The following is a 21,221-nucleotide window of genomic DNA, read 5'->3' on the forward strand; positions in this document are numbered from 1 at the left end:
CAGGGCACCGGGGTTAAGGGAGGACCACGTTCACCGGTTCGCGGCCCTCAAGCAGCAGCCCGATCTGCTTCCTGATCAGGCGCACCATGCGGGGGAACATGGCCGAGCTGGCGCCGCCCACATGGGGCGTGATGAGCACGCCCGGGGTGCTCCACAGCGGGTGGCCGGCGGGCAGCGGTTCCGGATCGGTCACGTCCAGGGCGGCACGGAGCCGGCCGGTTGCGGTCTCGGCCAGCAGCGCGTCCGTATTGGCCACGGGGCCACGGGCCACATTCACCAGCAGGGCGCCGTCCGGCATGGCGGCCAGGAACTTGGCGTCCACCAGCTGCTCGGTCTGCCCGCTGAGGGGAACACTGACCACCACGATCTCGTGCAGCGGCAGCTGTTCGTAGAGCGAGTCGATCCCGTGGATGGTTCCACGATCGTCCTCCCGCGCACGGCTGGCCATCCGGGTGACCTCGGTTTCGAACGGGAGGAGCCGGGCCTCGATGGCCTTGCCTACTCCCCCATAGCCGACCAGCAGGACGCGCCTGTCCGCCAGGCTGGGGCGCTGGCTGTTGTCCCACGTGCCGTTGTCCTGGTTCCGGGCGAAGTCCGGGATGCCGCGCTGGGAGGCGACCATCATGCCCACGGCAAGCTCCGCCGTCGACGTCTCATGGACTCCGGCCGCGTTGGCGAAGGGGACACCTTCAGGCAAAACCGCGGCCACGCCGTCGTACCCGATGGACTGGCTCTGCACCAGGCCAACGTCCACGCCCTCCAGCGCGGCGAGCGCGGACGGTTTGCCCATGTAGGGCGGCACCAGGAGATCCAGCCGGCCCTCCGGGGCAGGGCCGGTCAGGTCCCAGAGCACAAAGTCGACGCCTTCAACGGGCGCGAGTGCGTCCAGCAGGTTTTCGGCGGGCAGGCATACGCGCAGGCGGGCACTCATGCGGCGACCATCAGCTTGACGTTGGCGGCGCCCAAGGCATCCTCGATTTCCTGCGGCGGCGGGGCATCCGTCACCAGGATGTCCACCGCATCAAATGCTGCCAGCCGCGCCAGCGCATACCTGAGCATCTTCTGGTGCGTTGCCACCACCACCACCTGTTCCGCCGAATTCATAAGGGCGATCTTAGTAGCGCGCTCCACGTCCCGCTCGATGTAGAAGGCCTCGTCGTGGATACCGCTCACCCCGATGAACGCCGTCTTGGCACGCAGGCCGGCCGCCGCACTGACCGTCATGGGACCGTTGAACGCCTGGCTGTCCAGCAACAGCTCCCCGCCAAGGCAGATGGTGCGCGCCGCCGTGAGCTGCAGGCAGCGCTGGATGGCGGGTGCGGAGTGCGTGATGATGGTGCCCGTGAAGGACGTGGGCAGCTCCTGGGCGATCTGGTAGGTGGTGGTGCCGGCATCCAGGATGATGGCGTCCCGCTCGCCGATCAGCGCTACGCAGGCACGCGCCACCCGCAGCTTGGCGTCGGCGTCCTCCCGGACCCGGGCGGCGAAATTCGCGTTCTGGCCGTGCCCGTCCACGGCACTGACCCCGCCATGGACCACCCGTACCAGGCCGCGCTTGGCCAGCACCCGGGTGTCCCGCCGCACGGTCATGTCGGAGACCGCAAACGTCCCCGCGAGGTCGTTGGTGGAAATGAAGCCCTTCCGGCCCAGCTCATCAAGGATGGTGAGCTGTCGGGGCGTCAGCGGCGCCTCTTCATGTGCGGTGCTCATAAGCTGCTCTTCCCTCCCCAATGCGCCGGGCAGAGCCTGGCGGCGTGTTGGACTTCCAACACCAATCTTCTTACGAACGTACCCCGGAAACAGTATTCGCAAGCTCCACGGGGCGTCCTTCCGTAATAGAGCGTTCCGCCGCCAGGCCCATCCGCACGGACTGCAGGCCGTCAGCAACAGTGACCTCCACGGGGCCTTCGCCCAGGATGGCCTTCCGGTATCCAAGGTGCTCGTAGTAGGTGGAACCGTGATGGGCGCCGGCCGCGAGGACGGCCTCATCCACGGGCACTTCATGCTTTTCCGGCCCGAGCGGGGACCGCGGACTGAATTCCACCGTCGCTTCGGCCTCGTCGCCGGGGATCCAGTGGTTGGCGGCCACCGGGATCAGGGTTTCGATCTTGGCGGCGTCGCCCACTATGGAGATCCGTTCCTGGAACTTGGACCCTTCCGCGAACATGGACAGCTCCAGCATGGCCCGGCGTCCGCCCTTGAAGTCGACAATCACGTAGGCGTTGTCCACCATGTCCGAAACCCGGCCGTCGTATACCTCGTCCATGTGGTTTACGTCGTGGCCGCCGCTGGCGTAGACCCGGACGGGCTCGTCCTGCAGGATCAGGCGCATCAGGTCGAAGAAGTGGCAGCACTTCTCCACCAGGGTGCCGCCGGTGCGCTCGGCGAAACGGTTCCAGGCGTCCACCTTGTGCAGGAACGGGAAGCGGTGCTCCACGATGGAGAGCATATAGATGTTGCCGAGCTTTCCGCTGTGCGCCGCCTGGATGACCTCCTGGACCGGCGGCATGTACCGGTACTCCATGGCAACCCACACCGGTGCCGGGTAGCCCGCGGCGAGCACTTCGAGTTCGTCCGCCTGCTCAGCGCTGGTGCACACCGGCTTTTCCACCAGGACGGGAAGGTTGGTACCGCTGGCGAAGATGTCCTTCAGGATGCCCAGGTGGGTGTCGTTGGGGCTGGCGATCACCAGCGCGTCCACCAGCCCCGAGGCCAGCAGTTCCTGGTGGGACGCGAAGAGCTGCACGTCATAGCCGATCTCACTGGCAGTCTCCTCGAGGGATGACGGCGTGGGATCGGACACTGCGGTGATCCGGCTCCCGGGGATCAGTGCAAGGTTCCTGACATGTTCGCGGGCCATGTGGCCTGCACCGATGAGTCCGTACCGGATGGTCCGGACCGATTCCGCAGTAGGCAATGACATGAGCTGCTCCGTTTCTCTACGTTGAGTGGGGGGATCGCGGCGTTGTATCCCAAACACAACTATACAGAAAGTGTTGTTTTTCCAACATAGCGTGTGTATATTTCTTCAATACCAGCCGGAACTACAACGAGGTGGAACGTGCCCCAACCGTCAACTGGAACCCTGCTCTTCGTAGGCTGTGCCACTCTTGACTCCATTGCCCTGGTGCAGGACTACCCCGCCGCGGACAGCCGGACCGTCGCCACGGATTTTGCGACGGCGGGCGGCGGCCCCGCGGCCACAGCGGCCGTCGCAGCGGCACGGGCAGGTGCGGACACCGCTTTCGCCGGCGTCCTGGGCACCGACGAAGAAGGCGACCGCATCATTGCCGGGCTTGAAGCCGAAGGCGTGGACACCTCCGCTGTGATCCGCGATCCCGGAGTGAAGACCGGTGCCAGCGTGATCATCGTCAGCAAGGCCACCGAAGGCCGGGCGATCGTCACCCGGCCTGTGCCGCCGATCAACTTCCCTGCGGGCAGCCGTTTCTTTGACCTGCTGGCATCCGCCGCATGGGTCCATGCGGACCACCTGGGGTGGAATGCAGTCTCTGGTGCCCGCTCCGCACCGCGGAACATCAGCGTGGACGCCGGCAATCCCATCCCGTCCTTCAGCCCGGCCGCCGTCGCACTCTACGTGCCCACCATAGAAAGGCTCCAGGCAGAGTACGGCGCCGGCCACTCCCCCGAGGCCCTCCTGGGCAAAGCGCTCGACGACGGCGCCTCCGCCGTCGTCGCCACCGCCGGCTCAGACGGCGCCTGGGTCCTGGAACGCGGCGGGGACCCCGTCCACGTGCCGGCCACGCCGGCAGACATCGTTTCCACCCTCGGCGCGGGCGACGTCTACCACGGCGCGCTCCTCGCCGCCGTCGCCGCCGGCCTGCCGCTGGTGGAAGCCGCCGCATTCGCCGGCCGCACCGCCACCGCGTCCTGCGCCGGGCTGGACGGCCGCTCCGCAATCCCGCACCAAACCGTCAACCCCGTCCCAGCCCCCAACTGACCAACCGAAAGAAGCCACCCCATGAGCCGTACCGACCTTTCCCCGCTTCAACGCCCGTCGGGAGCCTTCGCCATGCTTGCCGTTGACCAGCGTGAAGCCATGCGCAACATGTTCGCCGAGCACACCGACAAGCCCGTCACGGACCAGGATCTCCGCGACTTCAAGCTCGCAGCCGCCCGGATCCTGACCCCTAACGCGTCCGGCATCCTGATCGACCGGCAGTTCGCGCTGGACCAGGCCATCGAGGCCGGCGTCGTGGACCCCACCTGCGGGCTCATCGCCTCCGCCGACCATTTCGAGTCGGCCCACGGCGAACTGGTGGGCGAGGTAACCATCGACCGCCTGGTGGATCCAAAGAAGTACGCGGCCCTGGGCGTGAAGGCCCTCAAGCTGCTGGTCCTCTACCGCCCGGACGAGCCCGCCGAGGGCCGCGTGGCCATGGTCCGTGAGTTCGTGGAAAGCTGCCGGTCCGCCGGACTGATCAGCATCATCGAGCCTGTCTCCCGCAAACCCCTTGCCGGCGGCGACTTTGACTGGAATGCCGGCATCCTGGCCGCAGCCAAGGAACTCGGAAGCCTGGGCGCTGACCTGTACAAGGCTGAGGTCCCCTTCAAGGGCCAAGCCTCCGAGGAAGATGTCCGGGCAGCCTGCGCCGAGCTGACCAAGGTCATTGACGGTCCCTGGGTGGTCCTCTCCTCGGGTGTTCCCGAGGATGTCTTTCCCGATGCGGTCCGCTGGGCCTGCCTGGAAGGCGCCAGCGGCTTCCTCTCCGGACGGGCCGTCTGGGCATCCTGCATCGGCGCCCCCGACGTCGTCGAATCCCTGTCCACCGATGCCGTCCGCCGGCTGCAGCGCCTCTGCGCCGTAGTTGACGACGTCGTCTCCGCGCAGAGGGCCCACGCATAGCCACTCGTGGCGCACACAAACGTCCTGACCGTGGCACCCCATCGGCAGTAAGCAAACAAGGCACACCAAACACTCAACGAGGAGATTATTGTGAGTCAGATTTCACGCAGGCAGGCAGTCGCCATTCTGGGAGCCCTGGGCTTCGGCGCCGCTGCGGCAGCGTGCGCCGGACCAGGCGGTTCCACCAAGCCTGGCGGTGCTTCCGGACCGGCGGCGCCCTCCACCGGCGCCGTTACCGGCAGGATATCTTTCGCCCACTGGCGCGGCGAGGACAAGGCCGTGTTCGACGAACTCATCAAGCGCTTCGCCGCACAGCATGGCGGCGTTGAGGTTGCCCAGGACATTTCCACCTCCAACGACTACAACGCCCAGGGCCTTCAGAAGGTCCGCGGCGCCGCCATCGGGGATGCATTTGCCACCTTCCGCGGCGCGCAGTTCAAGAACTTCACCGAAGCCGGAATCTACACCGACCTCAAGGACAGCAAGGCCGTTGGCAATTACCAGAAGGGACTGCTGACCGCCGGCCAAAATGGAAACAACCAACTGGGACTTCCCTATCAGGTGGTGTTCCCCATGCCCATGGCCAACGTTGACGTCTTTGACAAGGCCGGGGCGGAGATCGCCCCCAAGAACTGGGATGCGTTCCTGGGCATGTGCGAGAAGCTGGCATCTGCCGGTGTCATCCCCATCTCCTGGCCGGGCGGCGATGTCGGAAACGGCGGCCAGCTGTTCAACTGCATGATTGCCAACAACGCCCCTGTGGACGACATGTGTGCCCAGATCGAACAAGGCAAGCTCAAGTGCACCGACGACTGGTTCATCAAGATGCTCAACCAGTACAAGGACCTGAAGCCGTACGTTCAGCCCAACGCCACCGGCACCGCGGTGGAACCGGCACAGAACCTGTTCTCCCAGGGCAAGGCTGCCATGCTGGCCACAGGTTCCTACCACATCGCCGCCGTCCGCGCGCTGGGCGCAAAGTTCCCCATGGACCTGGTGTTCCCCAACACCACCTCCGACGGCAACGGCAAGTATGAAGGCGCCTACAACGCCACCTTCATCCTTGGCGTCAACTCGGCCAGCAAGAACCAGGCCACTGCGGCGGCCTGGATCGACTTCCTTTCCGAGCCGGAGAACGCCGGCTACTACGCCAACCAGACCGCCCAGCACGTGTCAGTGGACAAGGTGGAGTACACCAACCCGGACCTGAAGCGGCTGAGCCCTTGGCTGCAGAAGAAGACGGCGCTCGCAGCCCGCTTCCAGTTCCAGAACCTCGACGTCCGCAATGCGGTGGAGGCCAGCGCCACGGCCGTCATCTCCGGCACCAGCCCGGAGCAGGCAGCCGCTGCCGCCCAGAAGATTGTTGATGAACGGCTATGAGCATCCATCCGGGAACCGCTGCCAAGCGCAAGGCGCCGGATAGCCAATCTTCCTCCGACGCCGCAAAGGTGCGCCGCCGTTCCCCAACCCGGGTGAATCCGGCGCTGTACCTCTTCCCCCTGCCCGCCGTCGCCGTCGTCGCCTTTTTCCTGGTGATGCCCACGCTGCAGGCCTTCCAGTACGCCGTCACGGACTGGAACGGCTTCTCGGCGGCATTCAACTACGTGGGCCTGGACAACTTCATCCGCGCGTTCACCAAGGACTCCCTGTTCACCAACGCCCTGACCAACAACCTGAAGTTCGTGCTGCTGGTGGTGGTCGCCCAGACGGCGTTCTCGCTGGTCCTGGCACTGCTCCTCACCAGGAACTCACGCGGCAGCATCCTGCTCCGTGCACTGTTCTTCTTCCCCACCATCCTGTCCTCGGTGTCCGTGGCCTTCATTTGGAAGTTCATCTACGACCCCAACTTCGGCCTGGCCAACTCGGTCCTCAAAACCGTGGGGGTGGACGGGGGCGCCTACCTCGGCAATGACGTCCAGGCCCTCTACTGGGTGGCCGTCACCCAGGTGTGGTTCCATTCCGGCCAGATGATGGTGGTCTATATCGCAGGGCTGCAAGCCATCCCCAAGGAACTCTACGAAGCGGCCGAAATGGACGGCGCCAACAAATGGCAGCGGTTCAAGTCCATCACCTGGCCATTCGTGGCGCCGGCAACGTCCATCGTGGTGGCCTACACCACAGTCCAATCGTTCAAGGCGTTCGACCTGATCCTCGGTATCGCGGGCAACCCGCCCAAGTCCGCCCTGGACATCCTTTCCACCCGGATCTACAGCACCTTTGCCAACTCGGAGTTCGGCTACGCCGCCGCCCAGTCGATCATCTTCATGGCGATGATCGCCCTGGTCACATGGCTGCAGCGCCGACTGCTCCGGCTGACCCCGAAGGGGGAATAGCAGCATGCTCGCCTCACTAAGCCGCCGCGCCATCCTGGCCATCTACGCGGTCATCATCATCGTTCCGCTGACCGTGGTGGCGTTCGGCAGTTTCAAATCCACGCAGGAACTGTTCGCCGGGCCGTTCAGCCTGCCCCATTCCCTCTCCCCCGACAACTTCGCGGAAGTGGTGGGCGGCCAGAACCTGGGCTCATCCTTCATGAACAGCGCGATCGTCACGGGCATCTCGGTGCCGCTCACCTTGTTCCTGGCCAGCCTGGCCGGCTACGCCGTATCCCGGCTGAAAGGGTTTATGTCCTGGGCCATCTTCGGGTTCCTGGTCCTGGGCATGGCCATCCCGGCGCAGGCCAACATGGTGCCGCTCTATGTGCTCTTCGGCCGGCTTGGCCTCCTGGACAGCCTGGCCGGCCTGGTCGTGGCCAACGTGGTCTCCACGCTGCCCATCGCGGTGTTCATCCTGGGCGGGTTCATGCGGACCCTGCCCAAGGAACTCTACGAAGCCAGCTCCATCGACGGCAGCGGCCCCTGGAAGACCTATTCGTCCATTGCCCTGCCGCTGTCAGCACCCTCCATCGCGGCGGCAGCCATCTTCCTGTTCGTCATCCACTGGAACGAACTCCTCTACCCGCTGCTGTTCATCCAGACCCCCGGAAACCGCACCCTGCCGCTGGCACTGCTGAGCTTCCAGGGCGAATTCCAGACCAACTACCCGCTCTTGTTCGCCGGCGTCATCCTGGCGTCCCTGCCCGTGGTGGTGGCCTACGTCTTCCTGCAGCGCTACTTCGTGGCCGGCATCACGGCAGGCGCAAGCAAGGGATGAGTACGACGACGACGGGCGGCACCGGCGGTGCCATCCCAGCCCAACGAAAGGCAATATCCATGAACCTCAAATCAGCCAGGCACCTTGTCAACGGCTCCTGGCACACCGCCGGAACCGCCAGGGACGTGACTGATCCGGGCAACGGCAGCACCGTGGGCGAGGTGGCCTGGGGATCCGCCGGGGACGCCACCAAGGCCGCGGACGCCGCCGCCGAAGCCTTCGACGGCTGGTCCCGCACCACCGCCCGCCACCGCGCAGACCTGCTCCGCAACGCGGCCGAACTCCTGGCAGAACGACGCGACGAACTCGCGCACACCCTGGCGCTCGAAGCCGGCAAACGGCTTCCCGAAGCGCAGGGCGAGGTGGACTTCTCGGTGGAATACTTCCGTTGGTTTGCCGAGGAAGTGCGCCGCTCCACCGGCACCGTCAGCCCGCCTGAGCTGCAGGGCCGCCGCCACTTGAGCCTGCGCAAACCCATCGGCGTGGCCCTCAGCCTGACGCCGTGGAACTTCCCGGTCTCCATCCAGGCCCGGAAGCTCGCGGCGATGCTGGCCGCTGGCTGCACGGTGGTGGGCAGGGTGTCCGAGAAGGCCCCGCTGGCTGCCACCGGACTGTTTGAGGTCCTGCATGACGCCGGTTTTCCCGCCGGTGTGGTGAACCTGGTCCACGGCCCCTCCCGCGAAATCACCACGGCCTTGATGTCCCACCGGGCGGTCAGGGCTGTCAGCTTCACCGGCTCCACGGGCGTGGGCCGCCAAATCATGGCCTCGGCATCGGAACGGGTGGTCCGGCCCCTGCTGGAACTGGGCGGCAACGCACCCTTCATCGTCTTCGAGGACGCGGACCTTGACGCCGCCGTCGAAGGTGCCATCCTGGGCCGGCTCCGGAACACCGGCCAGTCCTGCGTGGCCGCCAACCGGTTCCTGGTCCAGGACAGCGTCGCCGAGGAGTTCGCGCAGAAGCTGGGCGCCCGCTTTGACGCGATGACCATCGGCCACGGCGTTCCCGACGGCGGCGCACAGGTCCCTGACCTCGGTCCTGTCATCGACACCGACAGGGTGTCCGCGGTGCAGGCGCTGGTGGACGACGCCCTGGAGCGCGGCGCCCGCCGTGTCACCCAACGGACTTCCGTACCGGACCACGGTGCCTTTCTGGCACCCACGCTGCTCGCGGACGTCCCGGACGACGCACTGCTGGTGACCGAGGAGGTGTTCGGCCCGGCGGCCGGCGTCGTCACCTTCTCCTCGGAGGAAGAGGCGATCCGAAAGGCCAACGCCACGGAGATGGGCCTGGCCGCCTACGTGTGGAGCAGCAGCCCGAAGCGCGGCTGGGAGATCCCGGAGCAGCTTGAGGCCGGCATCGTGGGCGTGAACGACCCCCTTCCTTCCGTTGCCTTCGCCCCCATGGGCGGCGCCAAGCAGTCAGGCTTGGGCCGGGAAGGATCAAGCTTGGGCCTCGAGGAATTCGAGGAGGTCCAGTACGTGGCCTGGAGGCCGTAAATGCTGACCACCGGGCTGGTACTGGGAGCCGTCGTCATGGGCGCCGGGATGCAGCGGATCACCGGGATGGGCTTCGCCCTGGTGGCCGCACCCTTCCTGGTCCTGCTCCTGGGCCCGGTGGAAGGAGTAGTGCTGGTGAACGTGTGCGGGGCCGTGACGGCGGGGGCTATCATCTTCCGGGTACTGAAGGACATCGATTGGAAGCGCTACGCAGCCCTGGCGGCCTCGGCGCTGCTGGGCATCATTCCGGCAGCCATCCTGATCCGGCTCATTCCGGCACCTGTCCTGGAGATCTCTATCGGGGTGATCCTGGCCATCGGGCTGACCGTCCTCCTGGTCTTGAAGTCCGCCACCCTGCCGCAGCGGCGCCGCTACCTGTTGACCGCCGGCGGCCTCAGCGGGTTCATGAACACGGCCGCCGGCGTGGGCGGACCGGCAGTCAGCATGTACTCCATCGCCACAAGGTGGCAGCACAAGTCCTTCGCGGCCACCATGCAGCCCTACTTCTTCACCATCGGCACGTTCTCGCTGGTCTCGAAGGCCATCACGGCACCGGCGACCTTCCCCGTACTGCCCGTAGGCATGTGGGTTGCCGTCGCCGTCGCCTGCCTGGCCGGCCTGGTGCTCGGCGACGTCGCCTCCAAGCACGTCCCCGCCCGGGCCGCGCAGCTTCTCCTGATCGTCCTGGCCTACCTGGGGGCGGCCGCCACCATCATCCGCGGCATATCCGATGCCGTCGCCTGACCCGACATTTTCACCTGCACCAGAGAGAGGAACTAACATGACGTGGCTCGATAGTGCCGCCCACGCACGATGGCTTGAGGCGGAGACGGACCGGCTTATCCATTTCGCCGAGGCTTCCAAGGTCTCCACCGGATTCGGCTGGCTGGACAACTACGGCAAGGTTTTCGCCGACAAGCCGACCCATCTGTGGATCACCGCGCGGATGACCCACAGTTTCGCTGTCGCAGCCCTGATGGGACGCCCCGGCGCCGCCACCCTGGTGGACCACGGCATCGCAGCCCTCAACGGAGTCCTCCACGATGACGAGTTCGGCGGCTGGTACGCCGAGGTGGACGGGAACGGCCCCGTGAACGACACCAAGTCCGGCTACCAGCACTCCTTCGTGCTCCTGGCTGCCGCCAGCGCTGTTGCGGCCGGTCGGCCCGGAGCGCGGGAGTTGCTCGATGAGGCGCTGCGGGTAGCCGACACGAAGTTCTGGGACCATGAGGCCAACATGTGCTTTGACTCATGGAACCGGGACTTCACGGAAACCGAGGCATACCGTGGCGGCAACGCCAGCATGCACTCGGTGGAGGCCTACCTCATCGTGGCCGACGTGACCGGGGAGAACCGGTGGCTCGAGCGGGCCCTGCACATCGCCGAGGTGCTCATCCACAAATTCGCGCGCAACAACAATTACCGGGTGTTCGAGCACTTTGACCCGGAGTGGAACCCTATGCCCGAGTACAACACCGATGACCGGGCCAGCCAGTTCCGGGCGTACGGCGGGACCCCGGGCCACTGGGTGGAGTGGGCGCGCCTGCTCCTGCACCTCCGGGCCGGGCTTGAGGCCCGTGGCCTGGACGTCCCGGACTGGCTCCTCGAGGACGCACGCGGCCTGTTCGAAGCCGCCATCAGGGACGCCTGGGAACCGGACGGCCATCCCGGTTTTGTGTACACGGTGGACTGGGAAGGCAAGCCCGTTGTCACCACCCGCATCCGCTGGGTCCCCGCAGAGGCAATCGGGGGTGCCGCCGCCCTCTATATCGCCACCGGAGACAAGAAGTACGCGGACTGGTATGAGCGGATCTGGGACCACGCCCGCGACTGGTTCATCGACTACGAGCACGGATCCTGGAAGCAGGAACTCGACGAGAACGGCAATGTCACGTCGACCGTATGGTCCGGCAAGGCGGACATCTACCACCTGTGGCACTGCCTGGTGGTCCCGCGTCTTCCGCTGGCGCCCGGGCTGGCTCCCGCGGTCGCGGCCGGCTTGCTGGACGCGCGCCTGAACACGCCGTAACCGGCACGGAGCAGGGGGTTCGATCCTGTAAATTTAAGGGAGGAATTGTCCGGCCAGCGAGCCGCTTTCCAACCCCACCCCTTTGAATGGACGCACCCCCATGCCTTCCGCGATTTCCGCGCCGTCCCCTGCCCGTTTTCCGTATGCCGCCATGGCGGTCCTGGCCACCATAGCCTTTACCGCCATCACTACGGAGCTGCTTCCGTCCGGGCTACTGCCGCAGATCAGCTCCGGCCTTGGCGTGTCCGAACCCGTGGCCGGATACCTTGCTGCCGCGTATGCCGCCGTCATAGTTGTCACCGTGGTTCCGGCGGCGCGGCTCCTGGGGAAGATTCCGCGGCACGCCCTCCTCGTGGCGCTGGTCCTGACGTTTGCGCTCAGCAACGCCATGGTGGGGCTGGCGCCGGACTTCACCTCGGCGATGATCGCCAGGTTGGTGGGCGGACTGGCGCACGGGTTGCTCTGGACCACCATGGCGCCGTTCGTGTCCCGGGTGGTCCCGGCGGACAAGGTGGGCAAGGCCCTGGCCATCGTGTTCAGCGGCAACAGCCTGGGCCTGGCCATCGGGGCGCCGGTAGGCACCGCCCTGGGTGGATTCCTGGGGTGGCGGGCCGCGTTCCTGGTACTTGCGGCTTTTGGCTTGGTCCTCACCGTCCTCGCGTTCTGGCTGCTCCCCCGCGTCCGGCGCATCACCGACGCCGCCCGGCCGTCGCTCCGCAAGGCCATTGGCCAGCCCGGTGTGAAGTCCGTGGCCATCGCCTGGCCGCTGCTGGTCCTGGCCCACTTTGCGCTGTTCACGTACATCGCACCCTTCATCCGCGAGGCGCACCTGCCGGACTACGCCACCAGCCTCTCCCTCACGGTGCTGGGCGGGTCGGGCCTGCTGGGCATCTGGGTTGCCGGACTCACCGTGGATTCGCGGCCGCGCCGTTCCCTGATCATGACAACGGCGGCCATCGCCGCATCGATGTTTTTCCTCCCCCTGGCGGTGGGGAACCTCCCCGTCGCCTTGGTGCTGATGACCGTTTGGGGCGCAGGACTGGGCGCGATCGGCATCTACAACCAGTCCGCGATCCTCCGGGCCGGTGGTGAATACAGCGAGGCCGCCAATGGACTGACCGTCCTGACCATCCAGCTGGGCATCACCATCGGCGCGCTGTACGGTTCAGGGGCCCTGGTGGTGGGCGGTCCGTTGCTGGTTCCGGTTGCGGCGGCCATCCCGGTGGTTGCCGCACTGGTGATCACCATCGCCGGGAAGAGGTACGCCTACCCGCCGGGCCCGCGGGAGCGGATCTGGTTGGAGCCCCGGCCGGTGAAGGAGAGCGTCAAGGACCGGGCCTAACAACCTGCATCGAGTGCTCCGTACTGGTCGTTTTGAGCACCCAAAACGACAACTACGGAGCAGTCGATGGGTCATGCGCGGTGCTTGGCCACCGTGAACAGGAAGGTGGAGTCCTCCTCGGCTGTCAGGCTGTGCAGGCCGGGCGGGACGATCAGCAAATCCCCCACCTTGCCCTGCCAGGAGTCCGCGCCGGCGGTCAGCCTGACACAGCCCTGGATCACGAAGACCGTGGCATCGCCGGGGTTCTTGTGTTCGCTCAGCTGCGTTCCGGCCGCCATGGCCATCACGGACTGCCGGAGGACTTTTTCGTGGCCACCGTAAACGGTGTCGGCGGCACGGCCGTTGGGAGATGCGAGCGCTGCTTCGAGCTGCTGGCGGGCCAGGGCGTCGACCGATATCTTCTGCATGCGCCCAACGCTACCCACTGGGGGTGAGCCTGGCGACACGGGGGAATGGAAAGGACCGGCAGACACGCCACGGGCCGCCCCGATTTCAGAGGCGGCCGAAGGCTTGATAGAGGTTAAACGATGCTAGACGTCCTGAATCCCGCACTGCCCTTCATTGCCACAGCGCTGGCGGTGGTGGCCGGACTGGCCTTGTCCTGGCTGCTCCGCAAGATCGTCCTGAAGCTGAACAGGAAACGCCCGGAGCTGCAGGCCACGTCCCGGGTGGCCCGGCAGCCGCTGCGGCTGGCACTGTGCCTGATGGGCGTCCGCGCCGCGCTGGGCCTCACCGCCGGAAACGAAAACTGGCATGCCGGCGTCGACCATCTCCTCCTCATTGCCCTCATCGGCGCGCTGGCGTGGCTCGCCATTGCGGTGCTGCTCATCGTCGAAGCCGTGGTGCTGACCCGGCACAGCGTGGACGTGGCAGACAACCGGCGCGTCCGGCGGCTGCGGACGCAGATGATCCTCGCCCGGCGGATCGCCGTTGCGCTGGTGGCGGTGCTCGCCGTCGGCACCGCCATGCTGACGTTCCCCGCCATCCAGGCTCTGGGGGCGGGGCTGCTTGCCTCCGCCGGCGTGATTTCGATCGTGGCCGGCCTGGCGGCGCAGACATCGCTGGTCAACGTCTTCGCAGGGATGCAGCTGGCCTTCACCGACGCCATCCGCGTGGATGACGTTGTAGTGGTCCAGAAGGAATGGGGCCGGATCGAGGAAATCACGCTCACCTACGTCGTGGTGCATCTCTGGGACGACCGCCGGCTGATCCTGCCGTCCACCTACTTCACCACCACGCCTTTCGAGAACTGGACCCGGCGCCAGTCCGAGGTGATGGGCACCGTGGAGTTCGACCTTGACTGGCGCGCCCCCGTTGAGGATATGCGGACGGAGTTGCGGCGGGTCCTGGCCGGAAGCGAACTGTGGGACGAGCGCGTCGGCGTCCTGCAAATTACCGACGCCACCGGTGGCTTTGTCCGGGTCCGGATCCTGGTCAGCGCTGCGGACAGCGCCGCGCTCTTCGACCTGCGCTGCCTGGTCCGCGAAACCATGGTGACGTTCCTGCAGCAGAACCACCCGGCAGCGCTGCCACACCAGCGCTGGGAGCAGGCAGCGTACGACGGCGGCACGGCCTCCCGTCGCGGGGCACCACTGCGGGGGCTGGGTTCGCCCGGCTCCGGGGGCGCCCGTCCCCCGGCTGATCCCCATGAATCACAGCTGTTCACCGGCTCCATCGAGGCGGTGGAGCGCTCGCGGGCCTTCACGGGGCCCGGCGAGGAAGTCTTCGAGGAGCGCGACAGGAACCTTGCCTCCCGCAACTGATTCATCGCGGCAAACCCCTTGATAGGTGACCATTTAGTCACCTATCATTGGCGGTATGGACGACGTGTTCAAAGCACTCTCCGACCCCACCCGCCGGGACCTGCTCGACGAGCTGTTCCGCGAGGACGGCCAGTCCCTGAGTGCGCTCGAGGCGCGGTTCAGCATGACCCGCTTCGGCATCGCCAAGCACCTGCGCATCCTGGAGGACGCAGGCCTGGTGGCCACCCGCCGTCGGGGCCGGGAAAAGCTGCACTTCCTCAACCCGGTGCCCATCCGCCTGGTCCACGACCGCTGGGTCAGCAAATACGCAGAACCATGGGCCGCTGCCCTCAGCGACCTCAAATCCAGATTGGAAAGTCCCATGGAAAAGATCTTCGAGATTTACATCAAGACCACGCCGGAACGGCTTTGGGCAGCCATTACCGACAGCGAGATCCGCAGCAAGTACCAGTTCGGAAATACCCTGGAGTCCGACTGGACACCCGGCGGCAAGTTCGTGATGGGCAACCCCAAGGCCGGGGAAGCGCTGGGCGAAGGCGAGAACCTGGAGGTGGATCCGCCGCGCCGCCTGGTCCAGACCATGCGCGCCCTCTGGGGCGAGGACGTCAAGGCCGAGGGCACGTCCAAGGTCACCTGGGAGATCGAGCCGGTGGGCGATTCCTGCCACCTGACCGTCACCCACAGCGACCTGCGCGAGGGCGCCAACGAACAGCTTTACGGCGGCTGGCCCATGATCCTCTCCGGCCTGAAGACCTGGCTGGAGACCGGCGAAAAGCTCACCACCCCCGGATCCATCATGTATACATAAGGCGCGACGGCGGCCGCCGGCAGCTCCGAACTGCAGCACCTCGGGGGCCACATGGAGGCCACCGGCGGGTCTAAGGTCATCTCATGGACAGCGGCATCCTGGTCAACATCGCTCTGGTTCTCTGTTTCGTTCTGCTGGGCGGAGTCTTCGCCGCGGCGGAAATGGCCTTGGTGTCCCTGCACGAAGGCCAGATCCGCCGCATCGAAAAGTCCGGTGACTCCGGGGCCCGGACCGCAGACCTGGCGCGGAACCCCAACCGGTTCCTCTCCACGGTCCAAATTGGCGTCACCCTGGCCGGGTTCTTCTCGGCGGCGTACGGCGCCTCGGCGATCGCACCCGTCGTCGTTCCCCTCCTGCAGGCCCTGGGGCTCGGGGCCGCCGCCGGGCCCGTGTCCTTCATCGGCATGACACTGCTGGTGGCCTACCTTTCCCTGGTCCTGGGCGAACTGGCACCCAAAAGGCTGGCCCTGCAAAACCCCGTCGCCATCACCAGGCGCCTGGCTCCGCCGCTGATCACCCTTTCCAGGGTCATGCGGCCGGTTATCTGGCTCCTCTCCGTGTCCACCGACGCGGTGGTCCGGCTCTTCGGCGGCGACCCGCATGCCAAGCGTGCCGGCATCAGTTCCGAGGAGCTGTGGGACATGGTGGCGGCGAGCGAGGCCCTTGAAGAAAGCAACCGGCACATCCTGGCCGATGTATTCGGCGCCGGGGACCGAACACTGCAGGAGATCATGCGGCCCCGCACGGAAGTGACCTTCATCGACGGGACCACAACCATCGCTGCAGCCCGAGAGATGGTCAGGGACGGCCCCTACTCGCGGTTTCCGGTCATTGGCAGGACCCCGGACGATGTCCTGGGCTTCGTCCATATCCGCGACCTGATGCCAAGGGACGACGTGCCGGACCAAACGCCTGTGAAGGACATTGCCCGGACGATCCTGGCCATGCCCGGCACCAACAGGGTCCTGCCGGCACTGTCCCGGATGCGCAAGACCAACCAGCATATTGTCCTGGTGGTGGACGAATACGGCGGCACGGACGGCGTGGTCACACTCGAAGACCTCGTGGAAGAACTCGTAGGCGAGATCTACGACGAGTACGACACCGGCGCCGAGCACGAAGACCGCGTCACCGTCACCAATGGCTCCGTCGAGGTCGACGGCGGCCTGATCCTGCAGGAGTTCACCTCAGCCTCCGGAATCGTGCTGCCCGAGGGCCGCTACGAAACGGTGGCAGGCTTTGTGATGTCCCGCCTGGGCCGCCTGGCGCAGGCGGGCGACCGAGTACAGATCCCGGGGTACATGCTCACGGTCCTCAGCATGGACAAGCTGCGGATTGCACGGGTCCGGGTCACCCCGGCAGCGCCTCCTGCGAGTACCTCCGGGTAAGGGAGGAGCTACGCCTTCTGCTGCCGCCACAGCACGGAGATCCCAAACGTCACGACGCAGAGCACCAGCATGGCAATCACCATCCGCATCCAGCTGTCCTGGTGCACGCCGCCGGACGCGAACACTCCGATCATCACCGTGGCCGTGATCGCGCCCACGTAGCGGCACGTCTGGTAGATCCCTGCAGCAACGCCGCGGTCCTGCGGCCGGGTGGAGACGAACATTCCCTGGTTGGAGGCGATGCTGACGGTTCCGTAGGGAATCCCCATCAGCGCGGTCAGCACCACCACGAACGGGATGGCCAGCGTTCCCGTCAGCAGCCACATCAGCGCCGCCACGACTGTCAGGAGGACGACGCCGGCGAGCAGCACCCGGCGCACACCGAACCGTCCCATCGCGGAGACTGCCCACGGGGTCGCCACCACGGACATGCCCGCCAGGGGCAGCATCAGCAGGCCGACCACACCGGGACCGTAACCGCCGACTTCCTGCAGCAGCTGCGGAAGGCCGAAAAAGACGAAGTAGTAGACGCTGCTGAACACCGCGAACGCCAGGTACACGAGCATGAGGGGCCTGTTGCGGCCCAGCAGCCGCAGGTCCAGGAATGGCTTCGCGAACCGCAGCTCCCGCCAGGCGAACAGCGCTGCCACGACGGTTCCGGCGGCCAGCATCCACCAGCGGTAGTCCGGCGTCACGTTCAGCGCGGCCATCATGACCAACAACAGGGCACCGATAAACCCGGCAATGCCTGGAACATCCGAGTCCCGCACCAGCTGCGCCACGCTGCCGCGCTCCCGGACCTGGTCCGCCGGCGCGGCCTGCCGCACGATCAACAGCGCCGCCACCGCCAGCGGAACGTTGATCAGGAACAGCGACTGCCAGCCCACGAAGCCCACCAGCAAACCTCCGACGACGGGACCCACGGCAGCAGCCGATGTGTTCGCCATCTGGAGCCGGCCAAGCGGCCGGGCGGGATCGACCTTGGCCCGGTGTGCAATCGCCCCCACCATCACCACGGCGCTGGGATACGCGGTAGCTGTACCCAATGCCATGACCGCCCGGGCCACGCAGAGCAGGGCAAAGTTCGGGGCCAGCGGCGCCAGGGCGCAGGTAATGGCGACCAGCCCCATGCCCAGCATGAACATCCGTCGCGGTCCAAATCGGTCCGCCAGCCTGCCCATTACCGGCTGGCCGGCCGCAGAGGCGAGGTAGAAGGACGTGACCACCCAGGTGACGGCGGCGACGTCGAGCCCGAAATCGGCACGCAGCACCACCAGGGCCACGGCGATCATGGAGGAGTTCAGCGGGTTCAGTGCCGTGCCCAGGCTAAGGCCTGCGACGGCCAAGGCAGTCCGGGGATTGTTGCTCACGGTAACAGTCTGGCCCAAAGCGCTCACGGAGGGCGAGTCGGCGGACCGCTGCGCGGGTGTGGCGTTGGCTACCTGCCCGCCACCCCAACCGGGAACAGTGCGTCCTCAACGGCCCGGGTCAGGTCCCTGATCACCTCGACCTGGGCGTCATCCGCAACGCCTTCCGGGTTTTCGGTGTAGATCACCAGCGCGAACGTCGAACCGCCGTAGCTCAGGAGCGCGGCGTCATGCAGTTCGCCCGAGAGCTCGCCGTATTTGTGGTGGACGTCGATTCCCGCCCTCGAGCCGGCAGGAATGAGGTCTTCGTTGTTGGTGTCCTGCATGTAGCTGAGCAGCTGGGCGGTGTTGCCAGCGTTGAGCAGCTCCCCCGCGTACAGCTTCTTCAGGATCAGGGCCATATCCGCAGCGGTCAGCAGGTTCTTCTCGGGGTCGTAGGTAACACCGATGGAGTCCGCGTAGGCAATCAGCTGGGGGTAGCCGACGGCGTCCATCAGCAGCTGCCAGGAGTCGTTGTTGCTGTCGTTGACCATGGCTTTGAGCTGGAAAGCGGCGTCATAGTCGCCCATGGGCTCGTCGAGGGTGGCCTCGCCTTTTTCCACCAGGTGATAGTAGGCAGCGGCCGTCAGGATCTTCGCCGTGCTGGCTGCCGTGAAGGCGTCAGCGTCGCCGAATGTGCGTTCAGCGCCGCCGGACACATCCGCGAGCGCCAGCCCGATCCGGTACTGATCCGCTTCGCTGAGGATGTTGTCCACGCTGTCCTGCAGTGACTCCGGGGCTGCCGCCACGGGTGCCGCTGGCGCAACGGGCTGGGTGGGGGCCACCGAACCGGTCGGGGGCTCGGACCGGGTTACGGCCAAGGCAACCGTCCCGGCGATAACCAGCACCACGGCGAGGGCCAGGATGACGAGCCTCCGGAGGCCGCGGCTCCTGCCCGGGACCGGCCTGCCGGGCTTTGGCGGAGCCACGCGGCCTGGTGTGGGCACCTGGGGGTGCTCGGACATACAAGGGCTCCTGTCCCGCCTCGGCAATCACAAACAACGTCAGCGCGGCCTCGAGCCGCGCTGACACTGCGATTAAATCACCGGAATTTGGGAGCTTCCTGAAGACTTACGGTGTGTTCCGCGGGACCGCCCACGCGGCGCAAAATCGATGCCGACGCGCACATTACCTGGCGCGGACCGGATGTGGCCCGCGCTAATCCGGTTGCGCGTCGGAGATGGATGTGCGCGTCGAAGAACCCGTTGCGCGTCGGAGATGGATGTGCGCGTCGGGAATACGGCCCGTCCGGGAACCCTGGCTAGGCGCGGGCCCGGGCCGAGAGAGCCGTCTCCAGGAATTCCAGGTGCGCCTGGGCCACGGCCACCACGCTGTCCGAGTACTCCGGGTGCTTGGCCACGAACTTCTTGATGAACGGGCACACCGGGACAATGCCGGTCCCGGCCTCCACCGTCGCGTCCAGGGCAACCGCGGCGAGCTTCCCGGCCAAGCCCTGCCCGCCGTATTCCTCGTTGATCACCGTGTGGTAGAAAATCCGCTGTGGTGACGCGCCGCCGTCGTAATCCTTGTAGGCGGCTTTGCCGATCACGTTGCCGCGGTCCAGGATCTCGAAGCGGTCGCGCTCGGCGTTGTGGCGGACGGTGATGTCACTCAAGGGGAACTCCTTCGTTGCGGTCGTGCTGCCCGTGCAAAGCCTAACCCGGCCCGCGCAGCACTTATTTCCGCATGCGAGGAGTCCCGCGTGGCATCCCCCTCCGCCCTCGGGTCAGCTCAAGTAGCCGTTCGGATTCAGGACGTACTTGGTGGCAGCGCCGGCGTCGAACTCCGCATAGCCCTTGGGGGCGTCCTCCAGCGGGATCGCTTTGGCGTTGACGTTCTTGGCGATGTGCACCCGGTCACTCAGGATGGCCATCATCAGCTGCCGGTTGTACTTCATGACCGGGCACTGGCCCGTGGTGAAGCTCAACGACTTGGCCCAGCCGGTGCCCAGGCTCAGCGACAGGGCACCCTTCTTGGCGGCGTCGTCGATGCCGCCCGGGTCACCGGTGACGTACAGGCCGGGGATGCCCGCGGCTCCGCCGGCCGCCGTGAGCTCCATCAGCGAGTTCAGGACCGTCGCCGGCGCTTCCTTGGCGTCATGGCCATGGCCCTTCGCTTCGAAGCCGACCGCGTCCACACCGCAGTCCACCTCCGGGACGCCGAGGATCTGCTCGATCTGGTCCTTCGGATCACCCTTGGACAGGTCCACCGTCTCGCAGCCGAAGCTGCGCGCCTGGGACAGCCTGCCCTCGTTCATGTCGCCAACAATGACGACGGCGGCGCCCAGCAGGTGTGCGCTGGTGGCCGCTGCGAGGCCTACGGGACCGGCCCCGGCAACGTACACGGTGGAACCAACACCCACGCCGGCCGTGACCGCGCCATGGAACCCCGTGGGGAAGATGTCCGAGAGCATGGCCAGGTCCAGGATCTTCTCCATGGCCTTGTCCTTGTCCGGGAACTTCAACAGGTTCCAGTCCGCGTACGGCACCAGCACATAGTTGGCCTGGCCGCCCACCCAGCCGTCCATGTCCACGTAGCCGTAGGCGCTGCCGGGCCGGTCCGGGTTGACGTTCAGGCAGATGCCGGTCTTGCGCTCCTTGCAGTTCCGGCAGCGGCCGCAGGCGATGTTGAACGGCACCGAGCAGAGGTCGAGCACTTTGATGAACTCGACGTCGCGGCCCACCTCCACCACTTCACCGGTGATTTCGTGGCCCAGGACCAGGTTCGGCGGCGCCGTGGTGCGGCCGCGGACCATATGCTGGTCCGAGCCGCAGATGTTGGTGGCCACCGTCTTGAGGATGACCCCATGGTGGACCGGGCGCGCCCCACGTTCGCGGGGTTGACGCCGGGGCCGTCCCTGAGCTCGAACGTTGGATAATCAATATCGATTAATTCGACCTTGCCGGGTTCCTTGTAGGCAACGGCTTTGTTCCCTGTCATCTTTCGCTCCTGTAGTCAGTTCCGTCCGG

General features: G+C 66.3%; 19 protein-coding genes and 1 pseudogene. 12 read left to right on the forward strand and 8 right to left on the reverse strand.

What is annotated here, in order from left to right; all coding sequences use genetic code 11:
- Nucleotides 1–13: 13 nt before the first annotated feature.
- The 3 genes from QF050_RS19420 to QF050_RS19430 form a co-directional block, all read right to left on the reverse strand.
- On the reverse strand, nt 14–931 hold the full coding sequence (locus tag QF050_RS19420; RefSeq protein ID WP_308931899.1) for a 2-hydroxyacid dehydrogenase: 918 nt from the start codon (nt 929–931) through the stop codon (nt 14–16).
- Nucleotides 928–1,710, reverse strand: a complete 783-nt coding sequence (locus QF050_RS19425) for a DeoR/GlpR family DNA-binding transcription regulator (protein ID WP_308931900.1) — start codon at nt 1,708–1,710, stop codon at nt 928–930. The genes QF050_RS19420 and QF050_RS19425 overlap by 4 nt, the downstream gene beginning before the upstream one ends.
- 70 nt (nt 1,711–1,780) lie before the next feature.
- On the reverse strand, nt 1,781–2,923 hold the full coding sequence (locus QF050_RS19430; protein ID WP_308931901.1) for a Gfo/Idh/MocA family oxidoreductase: 1,143 nt from the start codon (nt 2,921–2,923) through the stop codon (nt 1,781–1,783).
- A gap of 138 nt (nt 2,924–3,061) precedes the next feature.
- On the opposite strand from QF050_RS19430, the gene QF050_RS19435 reads away from it, so the two are divergent.
- The 9 genes from QF050_RS19435 (at nt 3,062) to QF050_RS19475 (ending at nt 12,887) form a co-directional block, all read left to right on the forward strand.
- A complete protein-coding gene (locus tag QF050_RS19435) occupies nt 3,062–3,958 on the forward strand; it encodes a PfkB family carbohydrate kinase (RefSeq protein WP_308931902.1) in 897 nt (298 codons plus the stop codon).
- Between the two features lie 21 nt (nt 3,959–3,979).
- A complete protein-coding gene (locus QF050_RS19440; RefSeq protein WP_308931903.1) occupies nt 3,980–4,864 on the forward strand; it encodes an aldolase in 885 nt (294 codons plus the stop codon).
- 90 nt (nt 4,865–4,954) lie between these two features.
- Nucleotides 4,955–6,244: an extracellular solute-binding protein gene (locus QF050_RS19445; protein ID WP_308931904.1), complete on the forward strand. Its 1,290-nt coding sequence runs from the start codon at nt 4,955–4,957 to the stop codon at nt 6,242–6,244.
- The gene (locus QF050_RS19450; protein ID WP_308931905.1) at nt 6,241–7,197 is read left to right on the forward strand and encodes a sugar ABC transporter permease; all 957 of its coding nucleotides are present in this window, start codon (nt 6,241–6,243) and stop codon (nt 7,195–7,197) included. Before QF050_RS19445 ends, QF050_RS19450 begins: the two co-directional genes overlap by 4 nt.
- 4 nt (nt 7,198–7,201) lie before the next feature.
- Complete coding sequence (locus QF050_RS19455; RefSeq protein ID WP_308931906.1) at nt 7,202–8,017, forward strand: carbohydrate ABC transporter permease; 816 nt, start codon at nt 7,202–7,204, stop codon at nt 8,015–8,017.
- Nucleotides 8,018–8,076: 59 nt separating this feature from the next.
- The gene (locus tag QF050_RS19460) at nt 8,077–9,516 is read left to right on the forward strand and encodes an NAD-dependent succinate-semialdehyde dehydrogenase (protein WP_308931907.1); all 1,440 of its coding nucleotides are present in this window, start codon (nt 8,077–8,079) and stop codon (nt 9,514–9,516) included.
- A complete protein-coding gene (locus QF050_RS19465; protein ID WP_308931908.1) occupies nt 9,517–10,260 on the forward strand; it encodes a sulfite exporter TauE/SafE family protein in 744 nt (247 codons plus the stop codon).
- 37 nt (nt 10,261–10,297) lie between these two features.
- Complete coding sequence (locus tag QF050_RS19470; protein WP_308931909.1) at nt 10,298–11,545, forward strand: AGE family epimerase/isomerase; 1,248 nt, start codon at nt 10,298–10,300, stop codon at nt 11,543–11,545.
- A 100-nt stretch (nt 11,546–11,645) separates the two neighbouring features.
- Nucleotides 11,646–12,887 carry an MFS transporter gene (locus QF050_RS19475; protein WP_308931910.1) on the forward strand — a complete coding sequence of 414 codons (1,242 nt, stop codon included), beginning with the start codon at nt 11,646–11,648 and terminating at the stop codon, nt 12,885–12,887.
- Nucleotides 12,888–12,958: 71 nt separating this feature from the next.
- Here the strand turns inward: QF050_RS19475 and QF050_RS19480 are convergent, their stop codons facing one another.
- Nucleotides 12,959–13,294: a cupin domain-containing protein gene (locus tag QF050_RS19480; protein WP_308931911.1), complete on the reverse strand. Its 336-nt coding sequence runs from the start codon at nt 13,292–13,294 to the stop codon at nt 12,959–12,961.
- A gap of 120 nt (nt 13,295–13,414) precedes the next feature.
- Here QF050_RS19480 and QF050_RS19485 point away from each other — a divergent pair, with 120 nt between their 5' ends.
- The 3 genes from QF050_RS19485 to QF050_RS19495 all read left to right on the forward strand — a co-directional run bounded on the left by QF050_RS19485 (nt 13,415) and on the right by QF050_RS19495 (nt 16,846).
- Nucleotides 13,415–14,650: a mechanosensitive ion channel domain-containing protein gene (locus QF050_RS19485; RefSeq protein ID WP_308931912.1), complete on the forward strand. Its 1,236-nt coding sequence runs from the start codon at nt 13,415–13,417 to the stop codon at nt 14,648–14,650.
- Between the two features lie 55 nt (nt 14,651–14,705).
- Nucleotides 14,706–15,458 carry a metalloregulator ArsR/SmtB family transcription factor gene (locus tag QF050_RS19490; protein WP_308931913.1) on the forward strand — a complete coding sequence of 251 codons (753 nt, stop codon included), beginning with the start codon at nt 14,706–14,708 and terminating at the stop codon, nt 15,456–15,458.
- A gap of 83 nt (nt 15,459–15,541) precedes the next feature.
- Nucleotides 15,542–16,846, forward strand: coding sequence for a hemolysin family protein (locus QF050_RS19495; protein WP_308931914.1), 1,305 nt, complete (start codon nt 15,542–15,544; stop codon nt 16,844–16,846).
- A gap of 8 nt (nt 16,847–16,854) precedes the next feature.
- On the opposite strand, the gene QF050_RS19500 is transcribed toward QF050_RS19495, so the two are convergent.
- From QF050_RS19500 to fdhA, 4 genes and pseudogenes are all read right to left on the reverse strand, one after another.
- Complete coding sequence (locus tag QF050_RS19500; protein ID WP_308931915.1) at nt 16,855–18,216, reverse strand: MFS transporter; 1,362 nt, start codon at nt 18,214–18,216, stop codon at nt 16,855–16,857.
- Between the two features lie 68 nt (nt 18,217–18,284).
- Nucleotides 18,285–19,217, reverse strand: coding sequence for a serine hydrolase (locus tag QF050_RS19505; protein WP_308931916.1), 933 nt, complete (start codon nt 19,215–19,217; stop codon nt 18,285–18,287).
- Between the two features lie 296 nt (nt 19,218–19,513).
- Nucleotides 19,514–19,867, reverse strand: a complete 354-nt coding sequence (locus QF050_RS19510) for a GNAT family N-acetyltransferase (protein ID WP_308931917.1) — start codon at nt 19,865–19,867, stop codon at nt 19,514–19,516.
- A 111-nt stretch (nt 19,868–19,978) separates the two neighbouring features.
- Nucleotides 19,979–21,192: pseudogene (fdhA, locus tag QF050_RS19515) on the reverse strand (formaldehyde dehydrogenase, glutathione-independent).
- Between the last annotated feature and the right edge of the window lie 29 nt (nt 21,193–21,221).

The sequence above is a fragment of the Arthrobacter sp. SLBN-112 genome (genome assembly GCF_030944625.1).
Taxonomy (GTDB): Bacteria; Actinomycetota; Actinomycetes; order Actinomycetales; family Micrococcaceae; genus Arthrobacter.

Coding starts and splice junctions, on each gene's coding strand:
- QF050_RS19420 (WP_308931899.1), bottom strand. CDS start 931: ATGAGTGCCCGCCTGCGCGTATGCCTGCCCGCCGAAAACCTGCTGGAC.
- QF050_RS19425 (WP_308931900.1), bottom strand. CDS start 1,710: ATGAGCACCGCACATGAAGAGGCGCCGCTGACGCCCCGACAGCTCACC.
- QF050_RS19430 (WP_308931901.1), bottom strand. CDS start 2,923: ATGTCATTGCCTACTGCGGAATCGGTCCGGACCATCCGGTACGGACTC.
- QF050_RS19440 (WP_308931903.1), top strand. CDS start 3,980: ATGAGCCGTACCGACCTTTCCCCGCTTCAACGCCCGTCGGGAGCCTTC.
- QF050_RS19450 (WP_308931905.1), top strand. CDS start 6,241: ATGAGCATCCATCCGGGAACCGCTGCCAAGCGCAAGGCGCCGGATAGC.
- QF050_RS19455 (WP_308931906.1), top strand. CDS start 7,202: ATGCTCGCCTCACTAAGCCGCCGCGCCATCCTGGCCATCTACGCGGTC.
- QF050_RS19460 (WP_308931907.1), top strand. CDS start 8,077: ATGAACCTCAAATCAGCCAGGCACCTTGTCAACGGCTCCTGGCACACC.
- QF050_RS19465 (WP_308931908.1), top strand. CDS start 9,517: ATGCTGACCACCGGGCTGGTACTGGGAGCCGTCGTCATGGGCGCCGGG.
- QF050_RS19470 (WP_308931909.1), top strand. CDS start 10,298: ATGACGTGGCTCGATAGTGCCGCCCACGCACGATGGCTTGAGGCGGAG.
- QF050_RS19475 (WP_308931910.1), top strand. CDS start 11,646: ATGCCTTCCGCGATTTCCGCGCCGTCCCCTGCCCGTTTTCCGTATGCC.
- QF050_RS19480 (WP_308931911.1), bottom strand. CDS start 13,294: ATGCAGAAGATATCGGTCGACGCCCTGGCCCGCCAGCAGCTCGAAGCA.
- QF050_RS19485 (WP_308931912.1), top strand. CDS start 13,415: ATGCTAGACGTCCTGAATCCCGCACTGCCCTTCATTGCCACAGCGCTG.
- QF050_RS19490 (WP_308931913.1), top strand. CDS start 14,706: ATGGACGACGTGTTCAAAGCACTCTCCGACCCCACCCGCCGGGACCTG.
- QF050_RS19495 (WP_308931914.1), top strand. CDS start 15,542: ATGGACAGCGGCATCCTGGTCAACATCGCTCTGGTTCTCTGTTTCGTT.
- QF050_RS19505 (WP_308931916.1), bottom strand. CDS start 19,217: ATGTCCGAGCACCCCCAGGTGCCCACACCAGGCCGCGTGGCTCCGCCA.